Origin of the sequence: Variovorax sp. E3 (assembly GCF_016082275.1) — a bacterium.
Taxonomy (GTDB): domain Bacteria; phylum Pseudomonadota; class Gammaproteobacteria; order Burkholderiales; family Burkholderiaceae_C; genus Variovorax.
Map to the genome: position 1 here is coordinate 12828 of NZ_MOWM01000047.1, position 16290 is coordinate 29117.

The 16290-nt window shown below is 68.5% G+C and carries 14 protein-coding genes and 6 pseudogenes; 16 read left to right on the forward strand and 4 right to left on the reverse strand.

The features are described 5' to 3' along the window. Positions 1–53: 53 nt before the first annotated feature. Positions 54–1345, forward strand: a pseudogene (locus BMG07_RS17870) (YeaH/YhbH family protein). Further along, a pseudogene (locus BMG07_RS17875) lies at positions 1342–2864 on the forward strand (SpoVR family protein). The pseudogenes BMG07_RS17870 and BMG07_RS17875 overlap by 4 nt, the downstream one beginning before the upstream one ends. Before the next feature lie 9 nt (positions 2865–2873). Here the strand turns inward: BMG07_RS17875 and aroQ are convergent. Continuing rightward, positions 2874–3314, reverse strand: a complete 441-nt coding sequence (gene aroQ, locus BMG07_RS17880) for a type II 3-dehydroquinate dehydratase (protein ID WP_198085690.1) — start codon at positions 3312–3314, stop codon at positions 2874–2876. Positions 3315–3356: 42 nt separating this feature from the next. Further along, entirely contained in the window at positions 3357–4325 is a 969-nt protein-coding gene (locus BMG07_RS17885) for a LysR family transcriptional regulator (RefSeq protein ID WP_198085691.1), read from the reverse strand. Positions 4326–4433: 108 nt separating this feature from the next. Between BMG07_RS17885 and BMG07_RS17890 the strand changes: the two genes are divergently transcribed. The 10 genes and pseudogenes from BMG07_RS17890 (at position 4434) to BMG07_RS17935 (ending at position 11629) form a co-directional block, all read left to right on the forward strand. After that, a complete protein-coding gene (locus BMG07_RS17890; RefSeq protein WP_198085692.1) occupies positions 4434–5108 on the forward strand; it encodes a Rieske (2Fe-2S) protein in 675 nt (224 codons plus the stop codon). A gap of 10 nt (positions 5109–5118) precedes the next feature. Next, positions 5119–5964, forward strand: a complete 846-nt coding sequence (locus BMG07_RS17895; protein WP_198085693.1) for an aromatic ring-hydroxylating dioxygenase subunit alpha — start codon at positions 5119–5121, stop codon at positions 5962–5964. Continuing rightward, positions 5961–6605, forward strand: a complete 645-nt coding sequence (locus BMG07_RS17900; RefSeq protein WP_198085694.1) for a glutathione S-transferase family protein — start codon at positions 5961–5963, stop codon at positions 6603–6605. The genes BMG07_RS17895 and BMG07_RS17900 overlap by 4 nt, the downstream gene beginning before the upstream one ends. Before the next feature lie 38 nt (positions 6606–6643). Beyond that, positions 6644–7750 (forward strand): S-(hydroxymethyl)glutathione dehydrogenase/class III alcohol dehydrogenase, encoded by a 1107-nt coding sequence (locus BMG07_RS17905; RefSeq protein ID WP_198085695.1) that lies wholly within the window; start codon positions 6644–6646, stop codon positions 7748–7750. A 19-nt stretch (positions 7751–7769) separates the two neighbouring features. Continuing rightward, positions 7770–8696 carry an alpha/beta fold hydrolase gene (locus tag BMG07_RS17910; RefSeq protein WP_198085696.1) on the forward strand — a complete coding sequence of 309 codons (927 nt, stop codon included), beginning with the start codon at positions 7770–7772 and terminating at the stop codon, positions 8694–8696. Further along, a pseudogene (fghA, locus tag BMG07_RS17915) lies at positions 8693–9570 on the forward strand (S-formylglutathione hydrolase). Before BMG07_RS17910 ends, fghA begins: the two are co-directional and overlap by 4 nt. Positions 9571–9606: 36 nt before the next feature. Continuing rightward, positions 9607–10101, forward strand: coding sequence for a GNAT family N-acetyltransferase (locus BMG07_RS17920; RefSeq protein ID WP_269759114.1), 495 nt, complete (start codon positions 9607–9609; stop codon positions 10099–10101). A gap of 25 nt (positions 10102–10126) precedes the next feature. After that, entirely contained in the window at positions 10127–10516 is a 390-nt protein-coding gene (locus tag BMG07_RS17925) for a VOC family protein (RefSeq protein ID WP_198085698.1), read from the forward strand. A 61-nt stretch (positions 10517–10577) separates the two neighbouring features. Next, entirely contained in the window at positions 10578–11021 is a 444-nt protein-coding gene (locus tag BMG07_RS17930; protein ID WP_198085699.1) for a TfoX/Sxy family protein, read from the forward strand. Further along, positions 11018–11629 carry a 3'-5' exonuclease gene (locus BMG07_RS17935; RefSeq protein WP_198085700.1) on the forward strand — a complete coding sequence of 204 codons (612 nt, stop codon included), beginning with the start codon at positions 11018–11020 and terminating at the stop codon, positions 11627–11629. Before BMG07_RS17930 ends, BMG07_RS17935 begins: the two co-directional genes overlap by 4 nt. 15 nt (positions 11630–11644) lie before the next feature. Here the strand turns inward: BMG07_RS17935 and BMG07_RS17940 are convergent. Then, positions 11645–12372 (reverse strand): annotated as a pseudogene (locus tag BMG07_RS17940) (alpha/beta fold hydrolase). Positions 12373–12510: 138 nt separating this feature from the next. Between BMG07_RS17940 and BMG07_RS17945 the strand changes: the two are divergent. The 4 genes and pseudogenes from BMG07_RS17945 (at position 12511) to arsH (ending at position 15273) form a co-directional block, all read left to right on the forward strand. Beyond that, positions 12511–12834: a helix-turn-helix transcriptional regulator gene (locus BMG07_RS17945; RefSeq protein WP_198085701.1), complete on the forward strand. Its 324-nt coding sequence runs from the start codon at positions 12511–12513 to the stop codon at positions 12832–12834. A gap of 7 nt (positions 12835–12841) precedes the next feature. Next, positions 12842–14133: pseudogene (locus BMG07_RS17950) on the forward strand (arsenic transporter). A gap of 6 nt (positions 14134–14139) precedes the next feature. Continuing rightward, positions 14140–14475, forward strand: a pseudogene (arsC, locus tag BMG07_RS42335) (arsenate reductase (glutaredoxin)); the annotation flags it as partial. 63 nt (positions 14476–14538) lie between these two features. Next, positions 14539–15273 carry an arsenical resistance protein ArsH gene (arsH, locus tag BMG07_RS42340; protein ID WP_374221293.1) on the forward strand — a complete coding sequence of 245 codons (735 nt, stop codon included), beginning with the start codon at positions 14539–14541 and terminating at the stop codon, positions 15271–15273. A gap of 8 nt (positions 15274–15281) precedes the next feature. Here the strand turns inward: arsH and BMG07_RS17960 are convergent, their stop codons facing one another. Continuing rightward, positions 15282–16259 (reverse strand): helix-turn-helix domain-containing protein, encoded by a 978-nt coding sequence (locus BMG07_RS17960; RefSeq protein WP_198085703.1) that lies wholly within the window; start codon positions 16257–16259, stop codon positions 15282–15284. Positions 16260–16290 lie beyond the last annotated feature (31 nt).

Below are 16290 nucleotides of genomic sequence, written 5' to 3' on the forward strand. Positions count from 1 at the left end.
CGACGGAACCGGCGAGTTCTTCCCTCTTCTTTGCAAGGAGCTTTGACAACATCGTGGCCATCCTGCAGCAAATCATCGACCGCCGGCTCTCGGGCAAGAACAAGTCCATTGGCAACCGCGAGCGCTTCCTGCGGCGCTACAAGGGGCAGATCCAGGAAGCGGTGCGACGCGCAGTCAGCGGCCGCAACATCCGCGAACTGGAGCAAGGCGAAGATGTGACCCTGCCGCGCCACGATGTGTCCGAACCCGTGTTCGGCCATGCGCGTGGCGGCGACCGCGAGTACGTGCACCCGGGCAACCAGGAGTACCTGAAGGGCGACCGCATCAAGCGCCCCGAAGGCGGGAGCGGCGGCGGCTCCGGCAGTGGAGAGGCCAGCGACAGCGGCGAAGGCGAGGACGACTTCGTCTTTCGCCTCACGCGCGAAGAGTTCATGCGCGTGTTCTTCGACGACCTGGCGCTGCCGCACCTCATTCGCACGCAGATCGCCGACGTGCCCGAATGGAAGAGCCACCGCGCCGCTTCACCAGCGACGGCTCGCCCAACAACCTGCACGTGGTGCGCTCGATGCGCGGCGCGCTGGCACGGCGCATCGCGCTGGGCGGCGAACCACGCAAGGAGCTCAAGCGCCTGGAGGCGCACCTCGAACACCTCAGGCAGCACCCGCAGGCCGCGCAGCCCCTGATCCAGAACGAGATCCGCGAGACCGAGGAGCGCATCGCCGAGCTGCGCCGCACCATGCGGCACGTGCCCTACATCGACCCCATCGACCTGCGCTACCGCAACCGCGTGAAGACGCCGGTGCCCAGCGCCAAGGCCGTGATGTTCTGCCTGATGGACGTGTCGGGCTCCATGGACGAGGCGCGCAAGGACATGGCCAAGCGCTTCTTCATGCTGCTGTACATGTTCCTCACGCGGCACTACGAGACCATCGACCTCGTGTTCCTGCGCCACCACACGCAGGCGCAGGAGGTGACCGAGGAAGAGTTCTTCCACGCCACCGAGACCGGCGGTACCGTGGTGTCGAGCGCGCTGGTCTTGATGGACGAGATCATCAAGGCGCGCTACCCCAGCGGCGAGTGGAACGTGTACGGCGCGCAGGCCAGCGACGGCGACAACTGGCACCAGGACAGCGGCCGCTGCCGCGAACTGCTGGTCGACAACATCCTGCCCGTGGTGCGCTACTACGCCTACGTGCAGGTGGCCGAGACCGAGCAGAACCTGTGGCAGGAGTACCAGCAGCTCGAAGGCGTCCAGCCCAACTTCGCAATGCGCAAGGTGTCGGACGCGCAAGACATCTATCCCGTGTTCCGCGACCTGTTCAAGAAGGAAGGGGTGACATCATGATCACCGACCGTGTTCTCGAACGCCTGCCCAGCCCCTCCGACTGGACCTTCGAACTCATCGAGACCTACCACACCGAGATCGCGAAGACCGCCAAGGGCTACGGACTGGACGTGTACCCGAACCAGCTCGAGGTGATCACCGCCGAGCAGATGATGGACGCCTACGCCAGCGTGGGCATGCCCATGATCTACAGGCACTGGTCGTACGGCAAGCAGTTCATCTCGACCGAGAAGAACTACAAGCGCGGCCACATGGGGCTGGCCTACGAGATCGTCATCAACTCGGACCCGTGCATCGCCTACCTGATGGAAGAAAACACCATGGCCATGCAGGCCTGGTGATCGCGCACGCGGCCTACGGCCACAACAGCTTCTTCAAGGGCAACTACCTGTTCCGCATGTGGACCGATGCGTCGTCGATCATCGACTACCTGGTCTATGCGCGGCACTACATTGCCGAGTGCGAGGAGCGCCACGGCCTCGACGCGGTGGAGGAGCTGCTCGACTCCTGCCATGCGCTGATGAACTACGGCGTCGACCGCTATCGCCGGCCGCAGAAGCGTTCGCTGGCGCAAGAGAGCATCCAGCGCGCCGACCGCGAACGCCACATGCAGCAGCAGGTGAACGACCTCTGGCGCACGCTGCCCCGGCGCGCCGAGCAGGCGGCCGAGTCCGACGCGGCGCGGCGCTTTCCGTCGGAGCCGCAGGAAAACCTGCTCTATTTCATCGAGAAGAACGCCGCGCTGCTGGAGCCCTGGCAGCGCGAGGTGGTGCGCATCGTGCGCAAGATCGCGCAGTACTTCTACCCGCAGCGCCAGACCCAGGTCATGAACGAAGGCTGGGCCACCTTCTGGCACTACACGCTGCTCAACACCATGTACGACCGCGGCCAACTGGCCGACGGCTTCATGATGGAATGGCTCAGCTCGCACACCGGCGTGATCTACCAGCCGCCGGTGGGGCACCGCGCCTACAGCGGCATCAACCCCTATGCGCTGGGCTTCGCGATGATGACCGACCTGCGCCGCGTGTGCGAGAAGCCCACGCCCGAAGACCGCCGCTGGTTCCCCGACTTCGCGGGCACCGACTGGGTCAAGACGCTCGACTACGCGATGCGCAACTTCAAGGACGAGAGCTTCATCGGCCAGTTCCTCAGTCCGAAGACCATGCGCGACTTCCGCCTGTTCTCGATCCGCGATTTCCAGAGCGAATCGGAGTTGGAGGTGTCCGCCATCCACGACGACAGCGGCTACCAGGCGCTGCGCGAATCGCTGTCACGCCAGTACGACATCAGCAGCCGCGAGCCCGACATCCAGGTGTGGAACGTGGCCACGCGCGGCGACCGCTCGCTGACCCTGCGCCACACGCAGCGCAACAACCTGCCGCTGCACGACGGCGCCGAGGAAGTGCTCAAGCACGTCGCCCGGCTCTGGGGCTTCGACGTGCACCTGGAAAGCATCGACAGCCAGGGCCGCGTGAGCCGCAGCTGGAAGGCCGCGGCGCCCAAGCAGCAGTACTGATTCCGTAGCTCAGGGCACCAGCGCCGCGATGGCGAGGGTGTAGCCCTTCACGCCCAGCCCCACGATGATTCCCTTCGCCGCCGGCGAAATGTACGAGTGGTGGCGAAACTCTTCGCGCGCGTGCACGTTCGAGATGTGCAGCTCGATCAGCGGCACGCTCGCGCCCTTGATGGCATCGTGCAGCGCGATCGAGGTGTGCGTGTAGGCGCCCGGGTTCATCACCACGCCCAGCATGTTGCCGGCCGCCACTTCGCGGCCCGCCTCCTGGATCCAGTCGATCAGCACGCCTTCGTGGTTCGACTGGCGGCATTCGATCTCGACGCCGTGCTTCGCACCCGTGTCCTTGCACAGCCGCTCGACGTCGGCCAGCGTGTCGCGTCCGTACTGTTCGGGCTCGCGCGTACCGAGCAGGTTGAGGTTGGGGCCGTTGAGGACGAGGATTTTCTTCATGATGGATGAACAGCGGATGAGGGCCTGTCAGGCGGTCGCCGATTATGGTCTCGCGCCCGCCCTGCGGCGCCGCGCCGCCGACGAGCCCACGTAGTAGTTGTAAGAGTCGATGTCGACCACGCAGCGCGCCATCAGGTCGACGAAGGCCCGCAGCTTCTGCCCCATGTAGCGCTGCCGCTGGTAGGCGCAGTAGATGCGGCGCGGCTCGGGCTGCCACTGCGGCAGCACCGGCACCAGCACGCCCTGCGCCACCTCGGGCCTGGCGAAGAAAGCCGGCAGCAGCGCGATGCCCAGCCCGTCGATGCAGAAGGTCTTCATGACCCAGTGGTCGTTGGTCTCGAAGGCCGGCTCGGGGTGGAAGGCAAAGCTCTGCGCGCCCGACACCAGCAGCACCTGCGCGCGCTCCGACGGCTCCTTCATCACGATCGACTGGTGCGCGGCCAGCTCAGCGGGCAGCGCCGGCGTGCCGTGGCGCGCCAGGTACTGCGGGCTGGCATAGAGGCCGTAGTTCAGCCGGCCCAGCAGCTTGGCCACGAGGTTGGGCGCATCGGGCGGCTCGGAGCACACGTAGCAGTCGACGTCGCCGACCTGCGGCGCATGGAAGCCGCTGGCCACGTCGAGCTGGCAGCGCACGTCGGGGTGCGACCCCAGGAACAGCTTGACCACGTGGCAGACGAAGGAGGTGCTGAACTGCGTGTCCGACAGCAGCGAGAGCCGGCCCGACACGCCCGTGGTCAGCGCGTGGACTTCGGTGCTGGCCGCTTCGAGCCGGCCCGTGACCTCGTCGAGCAGCCCCTCGCCGCGCACGAGAAACGCGCGCCCGGCCTCGGTGAGCGCGATGCGGCGCGGGCTGCGCATCAGCAGTTGCGCGCCCAGCAGCTTTTCCAGCCGCGTGAGCTGCCGGCTCAGCGTGGCCTTGGAGGTGCCCGACAGGCTCTCGGCCCTGGTCAGGCTGCCGCTTCTGGCGACCAGCACGAAGGCCTCGACCAGCGCAAGATCGATGCGGCTCATGCGAGGCAGCGTTGCAGGAATGAAAAGTAGCGTCTCTTCATGTGGCTTTCATCGGTGCGGCGGAAGCGTTACGGTATCACCGGCGCAAGCCCTGCTTCCCCACGATCCATGAACACACCACAGAACACCGCCGTCTGGCACCCCGTCGCGCGCTCGGCCGACCTGCACCCCGGCGACAACATCGTCGCCGGCTTTGCCGAAGGCCAGGAGCTGGCGCTCTGGCGCGCCGCCGACGGCACCGCCCAGGCCTGGGAAAACCGCTGCCCGCACCGCAGCGTGCGCTTCACGCTGGGCCAGGTGATCGACAACCGCCTGGCCTGCGCGTACCACGGCTGGCAGTACGAAGCCGGCAGCGGGCAATGCGCGAGTATTCCGGCGCACCCCGCCATGCCCGCACCGCGCAACGTGTGCGCGAAGACCTTCGCCGCGACCGAGGCGGCCGGTATGTTGTGGGTCCGCCTGTCGCCGGAAATGCCGACCGCTCCGGCGGCACTGGCCGATGCCGTGCCCACAGGCTGGCACTTCTGCCGCACGCTCACCGTGCGCGCCCCCGCCGGCACGGTGCGTGAAGCGCTGGCGCAGCGTGGCCTGCTCGCCGACGCCACCTCGGGCGCATGGCGCGGCCAGCTCGGCGACGCGAACACCAGCGCCCTCGTCCTCGACGCCCAGCCCCGCCTTGCCTTCGTCCACCTCTGGACCGACGCCGCCCCCGGCTCCGCCGCCATGCAGGCCCTGCACACCGCCGCGCGCAGCCTGCGCGGCGACATCGAAGCCCTCGGCTGAAAGCGACCCCATGCCCTTCGTCACCGACGACCCCAACATGCTCGACGACTGGCTCGTCATCGGCCCCGCCGCGTCCGCGCCACGCACCACCCGCCTGCTCGGCGAAACCGTGCGGCTGTGGACCGACCCCGACGGCACGCCGCAGTGCCGCCTCGGCGACCGGCCGCTCGCCGTGCAGTCGCGCTACGGCTACCTGTGGGCCTGCCCCAGCGGCAACCCCGCGCGCCCGTTGTTCGAGTTTCCCGAATACAGCGAGCCGGGCCGCCGCACCATCGACTGCGGCGGCATCGGCGTGGCGGTGTCGGGCCTGCGCGTGATCGAGAACTTCCTGGACATGGCGCACTTTCCGTTCGTGCACGCCGACTACCTCGGCAAGGTGCCGCACACCGAGGTGGCGCAATACCAGGTGCGGGTCGAGCCCGCCACCGGCGAGATCTGGGCCACCGACTGCCGCTTCTGGCAGCCGCGCGCCTCGGCCGCGCACGACAGCACGGGCAGCGAGGTGCTCTACAAATACCGCGTGATGCAGCCGCTGTCGGCCATGCTCTACAAGTCGAGCTTTCGCGCGGGCGAGCTCGATGCCATCGGCCTGTTCCTGCAGCCCGTGGACGACGAGCACGTCATTGCCCACACCATGCTCGCCTGCTTCGACGACGACTCCACCGACGCCGAGCTCATCGCGTTCCAGCACACCATCTTCGGACAGGACAAACCCATTCTGGAGAACCACGCCTTCAAGCGCATGCCGCTCGAAGGCCGCGCCGAAACGCCGACGCGCGGCGACACCTCGTCCGTTACCTACCGGCGCTGGCTGCGCGAGCGCGGCATGCGCTTCGGCGTGAGGGCGGCGGCATGACCATCCAGCTGTACGACTACCCGCTGTCGGGCAACTGCTTCAAGGTGCGGCAGATGCTCGCGTGGCTGGGCCTCCAATACCAGAGCGTGCCGGTCGACTTCCATCCCGGCCGCGCGCACAAGTCGGCCGCGTTCCTGGCCGACGTCAACCCGCTGGGCCAGTTGCCGGTGCTCGACGACGACGGCTTCGTGCTGCGCGACGCGCAGGCCATCCTGGTCTACCTCGCGAGCCGCTACGACCCGCGGCGCCGCTGGTACCCCGACGATCCGAAGCTGCGCGGCCAGGTCGCGATGTGGCTGGCCACCGCCGACGAAATCACCCGCACCGCCTCGGCCGCGCGGCTGCACGACGCACTGGGCTACCACCATCTGGACATCGAGGCCTGCCGCGCCGGCGCGCGCGCCGTGTTCCGCGTGCTCGACGACCACCTGGCCGAGCAAGCTGCAGGGGGCCTGCGCTGGCTCGCGTCCGCGCCCGAGCCGACCATTGCCGACATCGCCTGCTTTCCGTACGTGGCGCTGGCGGGCGAAGGCGGCATTGCACTCGATGAATTTCCCGCACTGCGAAACTGGGTGTGGAATGTCCGCCACATGAGCGGGTTCATCGGCATGTCGGGTATCTTCCCCGCTGGCCCCGCCTGAGTATCCTCACACCCCTGCTTTCTGAAGAACCGAACACCATGAAAACCAAAGCCGCCGTCGCGTGGAAATCCGGAGCCCCGCTCACCATCGAAACCGTGGACCTGGACGGTCCCAGGTTCGGCGAAGTGCTGGTCGAGATCAAGGCCACCGGCATCTGCCACACCGACTACTACACGCTCTCGGGCGCCGACCCCGAAGGCATCTTCCCCGCGATCCTGGGCCATGAAGGCGCGGGCATCGTGGTCGACGTCGGCCCCGGCGTCACCACCCTGAAAAAGGGCGACCACGTCATTCCGCTGTACACGCCCGAGTGCCGCCAGTGCAAGTTCTGCCTGAGCCGCAAGACCAACCTGTGCCAGCTGATTCGCGGCACGCAGGGCAAGGGCCAGATGCCCGACGGCACCAGCCGCTTCAGCCTGGACGGCAAGCCCATTGCCCACTACATGGGCACGAGCACGTTCAGCAACTACACCGTCGCGCCCGAGATCTCGCTCGCCAAGATCCGCGAAGACGCGCCCTTCGACAAGGTCTGCTACATCGGCTGCGGCGTGACCACCGGCATCGGCGCGGTGATCTTCACGGCCAAGGTGGAAGCGGGTGCCAACGTGGTGGTGTTCGGCCTGGGCGGCATCGGCCTGAACGTCATTCAGGGCGCCAAGATGGTCGGTGCGGACAAGATCATCGGCGTCGACCTGAACCCCGAGCGCGAGGCCATGGCCCGCAAGTTCGGCATGACGCACTTCATCAACCCGAAGGACACCGAGAACGTCGTCGACGCGATCGTGCAGCTGACCGACGGCGGCGCGGACTACAGCTTCGAGTGCATCGGCAACACCAAGGTGATGCGCCAGGCGCTGGAATGCACGCACAAGGGCTGGGGCCGCAGCATCATCATCGGCGTGGCCGAGGCGGGCGCGGAAATCAGCACGCGGCCGTTCCAGCTGGTCACGGGCCGCAAGTGGGAAGGCTCGGCCTTCGGCGGCGCGCGCGGGCGCACCGACGTGCCCAAGATCGTCGACTGGTACATGGAAGGCAAGATCGACATCGACAGCCTGATCACGCACACCATGCCGCTGGAAGACATCAACAAGGGCTTCGATTTGATGAAGCGCGGCGAGTCGATTCGCGGCGTCGTTCTGTACTGAAGCCCCGGAGGCACCGGCCATGACCCGCATGGAACCCTTGCGCAAGATCGAGGCCGGTGTGCTCGAAGTCGCGTACTTCGAGGCCGGCCCCGCCGACGGCCCGCCGGTGCTGCTGATGCACGGCTTTCCGTACGACATCCACACCTACGCCGAAGTCGCGCCCCTGCTCGCGGCGCAGGGCTGCCGCGTGATCGTGCCGTACCTGCGCGGCTACGGCGCCACGCGCTTCCTGAGCGAGGCCACGCCGCGCTCGGGCGAGCAGGCCGCGCTGGGCGCCGACCTGCTCGCGCTGCTCGACGCATTGAAGATCGAGCGCGCGGTGCTCGCCGGCTACGACTGGGGCGGCCGCGCGGCCTGCGTGGTCGCGGCGCTGTGGCCCGAGCGCGTGGCGGGGCTGGTGTCCTTCAACAGCTACAACATCCAGAACATCGCGAAGGCGATGGAGCCCGACACGCCGGCCAACGAACACAGCCTCTGGTACCAGTACTACTTTCACAGCGAGCGCGGCCGCGCCGGGCTCGCCAAGGACCGCAAGGGTTTCACGAAACTGCTGTGGAAGCTCTGGTCGCCGACGTGGCAGTTCGACGACGCCACCTTCGAGCGCAGCGCCGCCGCCTTCGACCATCCTGATTTCGTGGACGTGGTGATCCAGTCGTACCGCCACCGCTTCGGCCTCGTGCCGGGCGACCCGGCCTATGCCGACATCGAACGCCGCCTCGCGGCGCAGCCCGCCATCGGCGTGCCCACCATCACCTTCGACGGCATCGACGACGGCGTGCGCCCGCCCGCCGAAGCATCGGCCCACGCGCACCGCTTCAGCGGATCGCGCTCGCACCGGCTCGTGCCCGGCGTGGGCCACAACATGCCGCAGGAAGCGCCGCGCACCTTCGCCGACGCCGTGCTCGAACTGACACCCGCGCTGCGCCCCCACAAGAACACCGCATGACCGACAACACCCCCAAGACCCTTTCCGAGCACCACGCCTTCGGTGGCGTGCAGAGCTTTCACGAGCACCGCTCGCACGAAATCGGCCTGCCGATGCGTTTCTCGGTCTACATGCCGCCGCAGGCCGCGAACGGGCCCGTGCCCGCCCTGCTCTACCTCGCGGGCCTGACCTGCAATGAGGAGACCTTCGCGGTGAAGGCCGGCGCGCAGCGCATGGCCGCGAGCCTGGGCCTGGCGCTGATCGCGCCCGACACCAGCCCGCGCGGCGCGGAGGTCGAGAGCCTTCCGGGCGCCGAGACAACTGGGACTTCGGCATCGGCGCCGGCTTCTACCTCGACGCGCTCGCCGAGCCGTGGGCCACGCACTGGCGCATGGAAAGCTGGATCGTCCATGAGCTGCTGGTGCTGGTGGCGAAGCACTTCGCCATCGACGGCCACCGCATCGGCATCTTCGGCCACTCGATGGGCGGCCACGGCGCGCTCACGCTCGCGCTGCGGCACCCGGGGCGCTTCAAGTCGCTGTCGGCCTTTGCGCCGATCTGCGCGCCCACGCAGTGCCCGTGGGGCGAGAAGGCTTTCGCCGGTTACCTGGGCGCACCCGGCGACGACCGCGCGCAGTGGCTCGCGCACGACGCCAGCGCGCTCATGAAGTCGCAGGTGGCGGCGCCGTACCCGCAAGGCATCCTCATCGACCAGGGCCTGAGCGACAAATTCCTGGCCGAGCAACTGCACCCCGAGGTGTTCGAGGCCGCCTGTTTTGCCGCCGGCCAGCCGCTCACGCTGCGCCGCCACGCGGGCTACGACCACGGCTACTACTTCATCCAGAGCTTCATGGCCGACCACATCGCGCACCACGCGCAAAGCCTGCACGCCTGATCGACCTCGGCGGCCCCGCGCCGTATCATGGTTCGCATGTCCGCCGCCCAAATTCCCGCCTTTCATCTGCGGACGCGCGAAGGCAGCGCCGAAGAGAACATGGTGCTGGCCGGTATCTGGCGGCGGGCCTGGATCGCGGCCAACCGGGACGTTCCGTACATCGAGCCGATCGCGCACTGGCTGCGCCGCGTGCAGACCGAGTTCGGCCCGCCCGCCGAGGTGGTGCTGGCCGAGCGCGAGGGGCAGGTGCTGGCGTTCATGGTGCTGCTGGAGCGGCGCGAATACGTGGCCCAGCTCTTTGTCGAACCCCACTTGCGCAACCAGGGCCTGGGCAAGGCGCTGCTCGACGAGGCCTGCGTGCGCATCCCGACCGGCTGGCGGCTGCACGTGGCCACCACCAACACCGCGGCGCAGCGCTTCTACGAGCGCTACGGCCTGGAGCGCGGCGCGGTCGACCGCCACCCCAGCAGCGGCCGCGAACGCATCGCCTACCATTGGTCGCCCTCGCGCCCGCCGTGGCGCGTGGGCTGATTTCCTCCCACGATTCCCAGCCCCCATGCGCATCGACCACATCGCACTCTGGACCACCGATCTCGAACGCTGCAAGCGCTTCTACGCCGACTACTTCGGTGCCGTCACGGGCCAGGGCTACGTCAACCCGGCCAAGGGCTTTGCCTCGTGCTTCCTGAGCCTGGGCGACGGCGCACGCATCGAGGCCATGACCACCAGCACGCTCTCGCCGGTCGCGGCCGAAGCCGGCGCGCAGCGCATGGGCTGGACGCACCTGGCCATCAGCGTGGGCTCCGACGCGGCGGTCGACGCGCTCACGCAGCGCCTGAAGGCCGACGGCTACCCGCTGCTCGACGGCCCGCGCCGCACCGGCGACGGCTACTACGAGAGCGTGGTGCTCGACCCGGACGGCAACCGCATCGAGATCACGGCATGAGCGCAGCGCCGGGCCGCCCCAAGCCAGCTCGCACCGCAGTGCGAAGCACGGAGGTTTTCGAGTGAGCGAATTTGTCGACAGCCTGCACGAGGTCTTCGAGCGCCTGGGCCGCATCCGCACGCGCCGCATGTTCGGCGGCCATGGCATCTGGCACGAAGACCGCATGATCGCCCTCGTGGCCCGCGATACGCTCTACCTGAAGTCCGACGCCGAAAGCGCGCCATTCTTCGACGCGCTCGACCTGCCGCCCTTCACCTACGAGCGCCAGGGCCAGTCGATGCCGATGTCGTACCGGCTGGCACCGGCCGACCTGTTCGAGGACCGCCACGAAGCCGCGCTCTGGGGCCGTCGCGCCTACGAGGCCGCCTTGCGCTCGGGCCAGCCGCCCAAGCCGAAGAAGACACCGGCGGCCAAAAAGACCGCCGCCCGAAAATCCATCGCGAAGAAGACCCCCGCAAAGAAAGCCGCAGTGAAGAAAAAGACAACGAAAGCAGCCTCCCGGTGAGCGACCACAACCCCACGCTCCCGCCCCTGCCCGAGCGCGAACAGATCGCGCTGCTCGAACCCTTCGAAGGCCTGGGCCTGAAAGACATCGTCGTCGTCGCCACGCTGCAGGACGCCGAGCACGCGGCCTCCGCGCTGCTGGCGGCGGGCATCGCCGGCTTCGACACCGAATCCAAGCCCACCTTCGCGAAGAACGAAGTCTCGGGCGGTCCGCACGTGGTGCAGTTCTCCACGCGCGACACGGCCTGGCTCTTTCAGCTGCACCGCACCGAGTGCAATCCGGTGGTGGCCGCGCTCATTGCCTCGACCGAACTGCGCAAGGTCGGCTTCGGCCTGTCGGGCGACATGACGCTGATCCGCAATCGGCTCAACATCGAGCCGAAGGCGGTGTTCGACATCGACAACGAATTCCGCAAGCGCGGCTACCGCAAGTCGGTCGGCGTGAAGGCGGCGGTGGCGCTGGTGTTCGACCGCCGCTTCATCAAGTCGCGCAAGGCGACCACCTCGAACTGGGCCAACAGGCAGCTCACCGAGGCGCAGATCCGCTACGCGGCGAACGACGCCTACGCATCGATCCGCGTGTACGACGCGCTGTTCGCCGGCCGCTGACGGCGCCGCGCGCGCTCAGTCGCGCCCGGCCTCGATGATGGCCTGCGCCAACCGCGTGGGGTTCGAGAAGAACATCTCGTGGCTGCCGGGGCACTCCACCAGCCGGAACAGCCCCAGCCGCTCCGACAGGCGCGGGTGCCATCCCAGGCTGTGCGGCATCGCCGTGTCCTGCAGGCAATTGACGTACGACTTGCCCAGCGCCAGCGCGGCCAGCGGCTGCTTCAGCCGGATCTTGTCGGTGAAGGTGCGGTACGGGTGCGGGTTGAGCTTGTCGTAGGCGGCCGTGGCCGTGGCCAGGTCGCGTCGTTGATGAAGGCCTCGCGCCAGATCTCGAAGGGCAAGGTCACGGCGTTGCCGTTGGCCGCGGCCACGGCGTCGAACATCGCGACGTAGTGCGGCGGCACCATGTCGTTGAGCGACTCGCCGTCCAGCGGCACGAAGGCGTTGATGTACACCAGCCGCTTCAGCCGCGCGGCGATGCGGTCGGCCACGCCCGAGATCACCATGCCGCCGTAGCTGTGGCCCACGAGGCGCACCTGCGTCAGGTTCCTGTCCTCGATGTAGCGCACGGCGGACGCGATCGCGTCGTCCAGGCCGGTGTTCGTGCGGTCGTCGCCGGGGTTGTTGCCCGCCAGCGTGGGGCAGTAGACGGTGTGGCCAGCCGCGCGCAGGCCGTCGGCCACGGCCTCGATTTCAGCGCCGGTGTGCCACGCGCCGTGGACCAGGACATAGGTGTCGGACATCGGAGTCTCTTTCATTGTTGGGACGGAGGAAGACTTTAGAAATAGCCGGGCGCCGCGAATGGCCGATGCCTGCCAGCGCGATGGCCGATTCGTGCCAGCCGGCTTGTTTCGATTCAATTATTCAACGATACTTGAAATATGGAAGAAAACGATGTTGTCCGTTCCCTGGCCGCGCTGGCCCAGCCCGTTCGCCTGCGGGTGTTCCGTGCGCTGGTGGTGGCCGGCCCCGCCGGCCTCACGCCCGGCGCGCTGGCCGAATCACTGGAAGTGCCGGGCACCAGCCTGTCGTTCCATCTCAAGGAGCTGATGCATTCGGGCCTGGTCTCGCAGGAGCGGCAGGGGCGCAACCTCGTCTATCGCGCGGCCTTCGACCAGATGAACGCCCTGCTCGGCTACCTCACCGAGAACTGCTGCCAGGGCGAGGCCTGCGCCGTCGAGACACCGTCGGCCTGCGGCTGCTGAGGCCGCCATGCCGGCCGCCGTTCTCATCTTCGTCTTCACGCTCGTGCTGGTCATCTGGCAGCCGCGCGGCCTGGGCATCGGCTGGAGCGCGTCGCTCGGCGCGGCGATCGCGCTGCTGTGCGGCGTGGTGCATCTTGCCGACGTGCCGGTGGTCTGGGGCATCGTGTGGAACGCGACCGCCACCTTCGTGGCCGTGATCGTCATCAGCCTGCTGCTCGACGAGGCGGGCTTCTTCGAATGGGCCGCGCTGCATGTGGCGCGCTGGGGCGGCGGGCGCGGCCGACGGCTGTTCGCCTTCATCGTGCTGCTGGGCGCGGCGGTGTCGGCGCTGTTCGCCAACGACGGCGCGGCGCTGATCCTCACGCCGATCGTGATGGCGATGCTGGTCGCGCTCGGCTTCACCCCGGCCGCCACGCTGGCCTTCGTGATGGCGGCGGGCTTCATCGCCGACACGGCGAGCCTGCCGCTGATCGTGTCCAACCTCGTGAACATCGTCTCGGCCGACTTCTTCGGCATCGGCTTCAACGCATACGCCTCGGTCATGGTGCCGGTGAACATCGCGGCGGTGCTCGCGAGCCTGCTGGTGCTGATGCTGTACTTTCGCCGCGGCATCCCGGCGCGCTATGACGTGGCTCGACTCAAGGCGCCGGCCGATGCGATCCGCGACCCGGCGACCTTTCGCGCGGGCTGGGTGGTGCTGGCGCTGCTGCTCGTCGGCTTCTTCGGGCTCGAGCCGCTGGGCGTGCCGGTCAGCGCGGTGGCGCCTTCGGCGCGGTGGTGCTGCTGGCGGTGGCGGGGCGCGGCCCCGTGATCGGCATCCGCAAGGTGCTGCGCGGCGCACCGTGGCAGATCGTGGTCTTCTCGCTGGGCATGTACCTCGTGGTCTACGGGCTGCGCAACGCCGGGCTCACCCGGCAGATCGCCGCGCTGCTCGACGTGTTCGCACAGGGCGGCGTCTGGGGCGCGGCCATGGGCACGGGCTTTCTCACGGCGGTGCTGTCGTCGGTCATGAACAACATGCCCACCGTGCTGGTCGGCGCGCTCTCCATCGACGCGTCGGGCGCCAGCGGCGCGGTGAAGGAAGCCATGGTCTACGCCAACGTGATCGGCTGCGACCTCGGCCCGAAGATCACGCCGATCGGCAGCCTCGCCACCCTGCTCTGGCTGCATGTGCTCGCGAAGAAGGGCGTGGCGATCGGCTGGGGCAGCTACTTCAAGTTCGGCATCGTGCTGACCGTGCCGGTGCTGTTCGCGACGCTCGCGGCGCTGGCGCTCCGACTGAGCCTTCCAATGCCATGACATGACATGAACGACATCACCATCTATCACAACCCCGCCTGCGGCACGTCCCGCAACGTGCTCGCGCTGATCCGCAACACGGGCGACGAGCCCACCGTCGTCGAGTACCTGAAGGCGCCGCCCGACCGCGCCACGCTGCAGCGCCTGATCGCGGCCATGGGCATTCCCGCGCGCGAGCTGCTGCGCCGCAAGGGCACGCCTTACGACGAGCTCGGCCTCGACGACCCGGCATGGAGCGACGAGCAGCTGATCGGCTTCATGCTCGCGCACCCGATCCTCATCAACCGCCCGGTGGTGGTGACGCCGCTGGGCACGCGCCTGTGCCGGCCCTCGGAGGCGGTGCTCGACATCCTGCCGCGCCCGCAGCGGGGTGCGTTTTCCAAGGAAGACGGCGAAGCGTCATCGATGCGAAGGGCCAGCGTGTTGCACGACCCTGAACTGCCGAACCTCGACGGCGACGCCTTTCGCCGGCCCGACCTGTCGTCGCTGCTGCCGGCGGCGCGCGCCACGCACCCGCCGCGCATCCTGCTGCTGTACGGCTCGCTGCGCGAACGCTCCTACAGCCGGCTGCTGACCGAGGAGGCCGCGCGCCTGCTGCGAGCCATGGGCGCCGAGCCCCGCATCTACGACCCGCGCGACCTGCCGCCGCCGGACAGCGCGCCCGAAGACCATCCGAAAGTGCGCGAACTGCGCGACCTCGCGCAATGGGCCGAAGGCATGGTGTGGACCTCGCCCGAGCGGCACGGTGCCATGACCGGGGTCATGAAGGCGCAGGTCGACTGGATCCCGCTGTCGGTCGGCGCGGTGCGCCCCACGCAGGGCAAGACGCTCGCGGTGATGGAGGTGTCGGGCGGCTCGCAGTCGTTCAATGCCGTGAACCAGCTGCGCGTGCTCGGCCGCTGGATGCGCATGCTCACCATCCCCAACCAGTCATCGGTGGCCAAGGCCTTCATGGAGTTCGACGAAGCGGGCCGCATGAAGCCCTCGCCGTACTACGAACGCGTGGTCGACGTGATGGAAGAGCTGGTCAAGTTCACGCTGCTCACGCGCGACTGCGCGGCCCACCTGGTCGACCGCTACAGCGAACGGCGCGAAAGCGCGCAGGCTCTGTCCAGGCGGGTCAACCTGCGCGGCATCTGAACGCGGGCTCAGCGCCTGCGCCGCCGCAGCTGGCCGGGCGTGGCCCCCAGGTGCGCGCGGCACTGGCGAATGAAGTGCGACGCATCGGCCAGCCCCACGCGAAAGCCGATCTCCGCGATGCCCAGCCGGTCGAAGCGCGCGTCGTCCAGCATGCGGCGCGCCACCGCCATGCGAAAACCGGCCAGCGCGGTGGCGAAGGTGGTGGCGCCGCCGCCGCCCCCGTCTCCCTCGGCCAGGCAGCGGTGCAGGCTGCGCTCCGAAATGCCCAGCCCGCGCGCCACGCTCGCGGCCGTGAGGCCGGGCTCGGCATGGCGCTCGCGCGTGGCGTCGAGCACACGGCGGCGCATGGCGGTACGCCCTTTTTCGGGCGTTTTGCCCGCCACGCCCCCGGCTGTTCCCGTTGCCAGTGCCAGCAGGCTGCCGAGCTGGTCGCTCAGCAAGCCCGCGGGCAGCGGCGGCTTCGCGGCAACTTCGGGTGACAGCTGTCGCAGGAACCCGCACAGCACCCCACCCCACCCCGCCTGCCCGTCGATGCGGCGCGCCACCTGGTCGCCGGCGTCGGGAATCCATTGGTCGACCCAGGCGGTCGGCAGTTCGAGCGAGAGCGTGTCGGCCGATTGCAGCAGGTGAAATTCATAGAGCCGGCGCGAATCGACCAGCACCGCGTCGCCCGGCAAGAGGCGCGCGGAGCGGCCGTCCTGCACCGTCACCCAGGCCGAATCGGTCTTGCACAGCAGATAGAAATAGTTGTGGCGGCTGTGGGCGATGGCATGGCGCGTGCGGTACACGTCCTGCGCGCTGCCGCGCACCCGGTTCACGACCAGGGGCCCGAGCGGCGCCGACTCCAGCGTGGCGCCGAAGCCGCCGGCCACCGGGGTGGTCACGTCCATTTCCAGAAAACCCTCGCACACCGCGCCCACCCAGTAGTCCAGCCGCTGCGCGGGCGGTACGGCGTCGGTGGACCAGCGGTGGATGGCGTCGTTCATGCGCGCCAACATACCGAAGCGGCGCCCGCTT

Excerpts from the sequence above, each read along its gene's own strand:
- BMG07_RS17945 (WP_198085701.1), top strand. The coding sequence starts at position 12,511 with ATGGAAGAAAACGATGTTGTCCGTTCCCTGGCCGCGCTGGCCCAGCCC.
- BMG07_RS17925 (WP_198085698.1), top strand. The coding sequence starts at position 10,127 with ATGCGCATCGACCACATCGCACTCTGGACCACCGATCTCGAACGCTGC.
- BMG07_RS17895 (WP_198085693.1), top strand. The coding sequence starts at position 5,119 with ATGCCCTTCGTCACCGACGACCCCAACATGCTCGACGACTGGCTCGTC.
- BMG07_RS17905 (WP_198085695.1), top strand. The coding sequence starts at position 6,644 with ATGAAAACCAAAGCCGCCGTCGCGTGGAAATCCGGAGCCCCGCTCACC.
- BMG07_RS17910 (WP_198085696.1), top strand. The coding sequence starts at position 7,770 with ATGACCCGCATGGAACCCTTGCGCAAGATCGAGGCCGGTGTGCTCGAA.
- BMG07_RS17890 (WP_198085692.1), top strand. The coding sequence starts at position 4,434 with ATGAACACACCACAGAACACCGCCGTCTGGCACCCCGTCGCGCGCTCG.
- BMG07_RS17920 (WP_269759114.1), top strand. The coding sequence starts at position 9,607 with ATGTCCGCCGCCCAAATTCCCGCCTTTCATCTGCGGACGCGCGAAGGC.
- BMG07_RS17960 (WP_198085703.1), bottom strand. The coding sequence starts at position 16,259 with ATGAACGACGCCATCCACCGCTGGTCCACCGACGCCGTACCGCCCGCG.
- arsH (WP_374221293.1), top strand. The coding sequence starts at position 14,539 with ATGCGAAGGGCCAGCGTGTTGCACGACCCTGAACTGCCGAACCTCGAC.
- BMG07_RS17900 (WP_198085694.1), top strand. The coding sequence starts at position 5,961 with ATGACCATCCAGCTGTACGACTACCCGCTGTCGGGCAACTGCTTCAAG.
- aroQ (WP_198085690.1), bottom strand. The coding sequence starts at position 3,314 with ATGAAGAAAATCCTCGTCCTCAACGGCCCCAACCTCAACCTGCTCGGT.
- BMG07_RS17885 (WP_198085691.1), bottom strand. The coding sequence starts at position 4,325 with ATGAGCCGCATCGATCTTGCGCTGGTCGAGGCCTTCGTGCTGGTCGCC.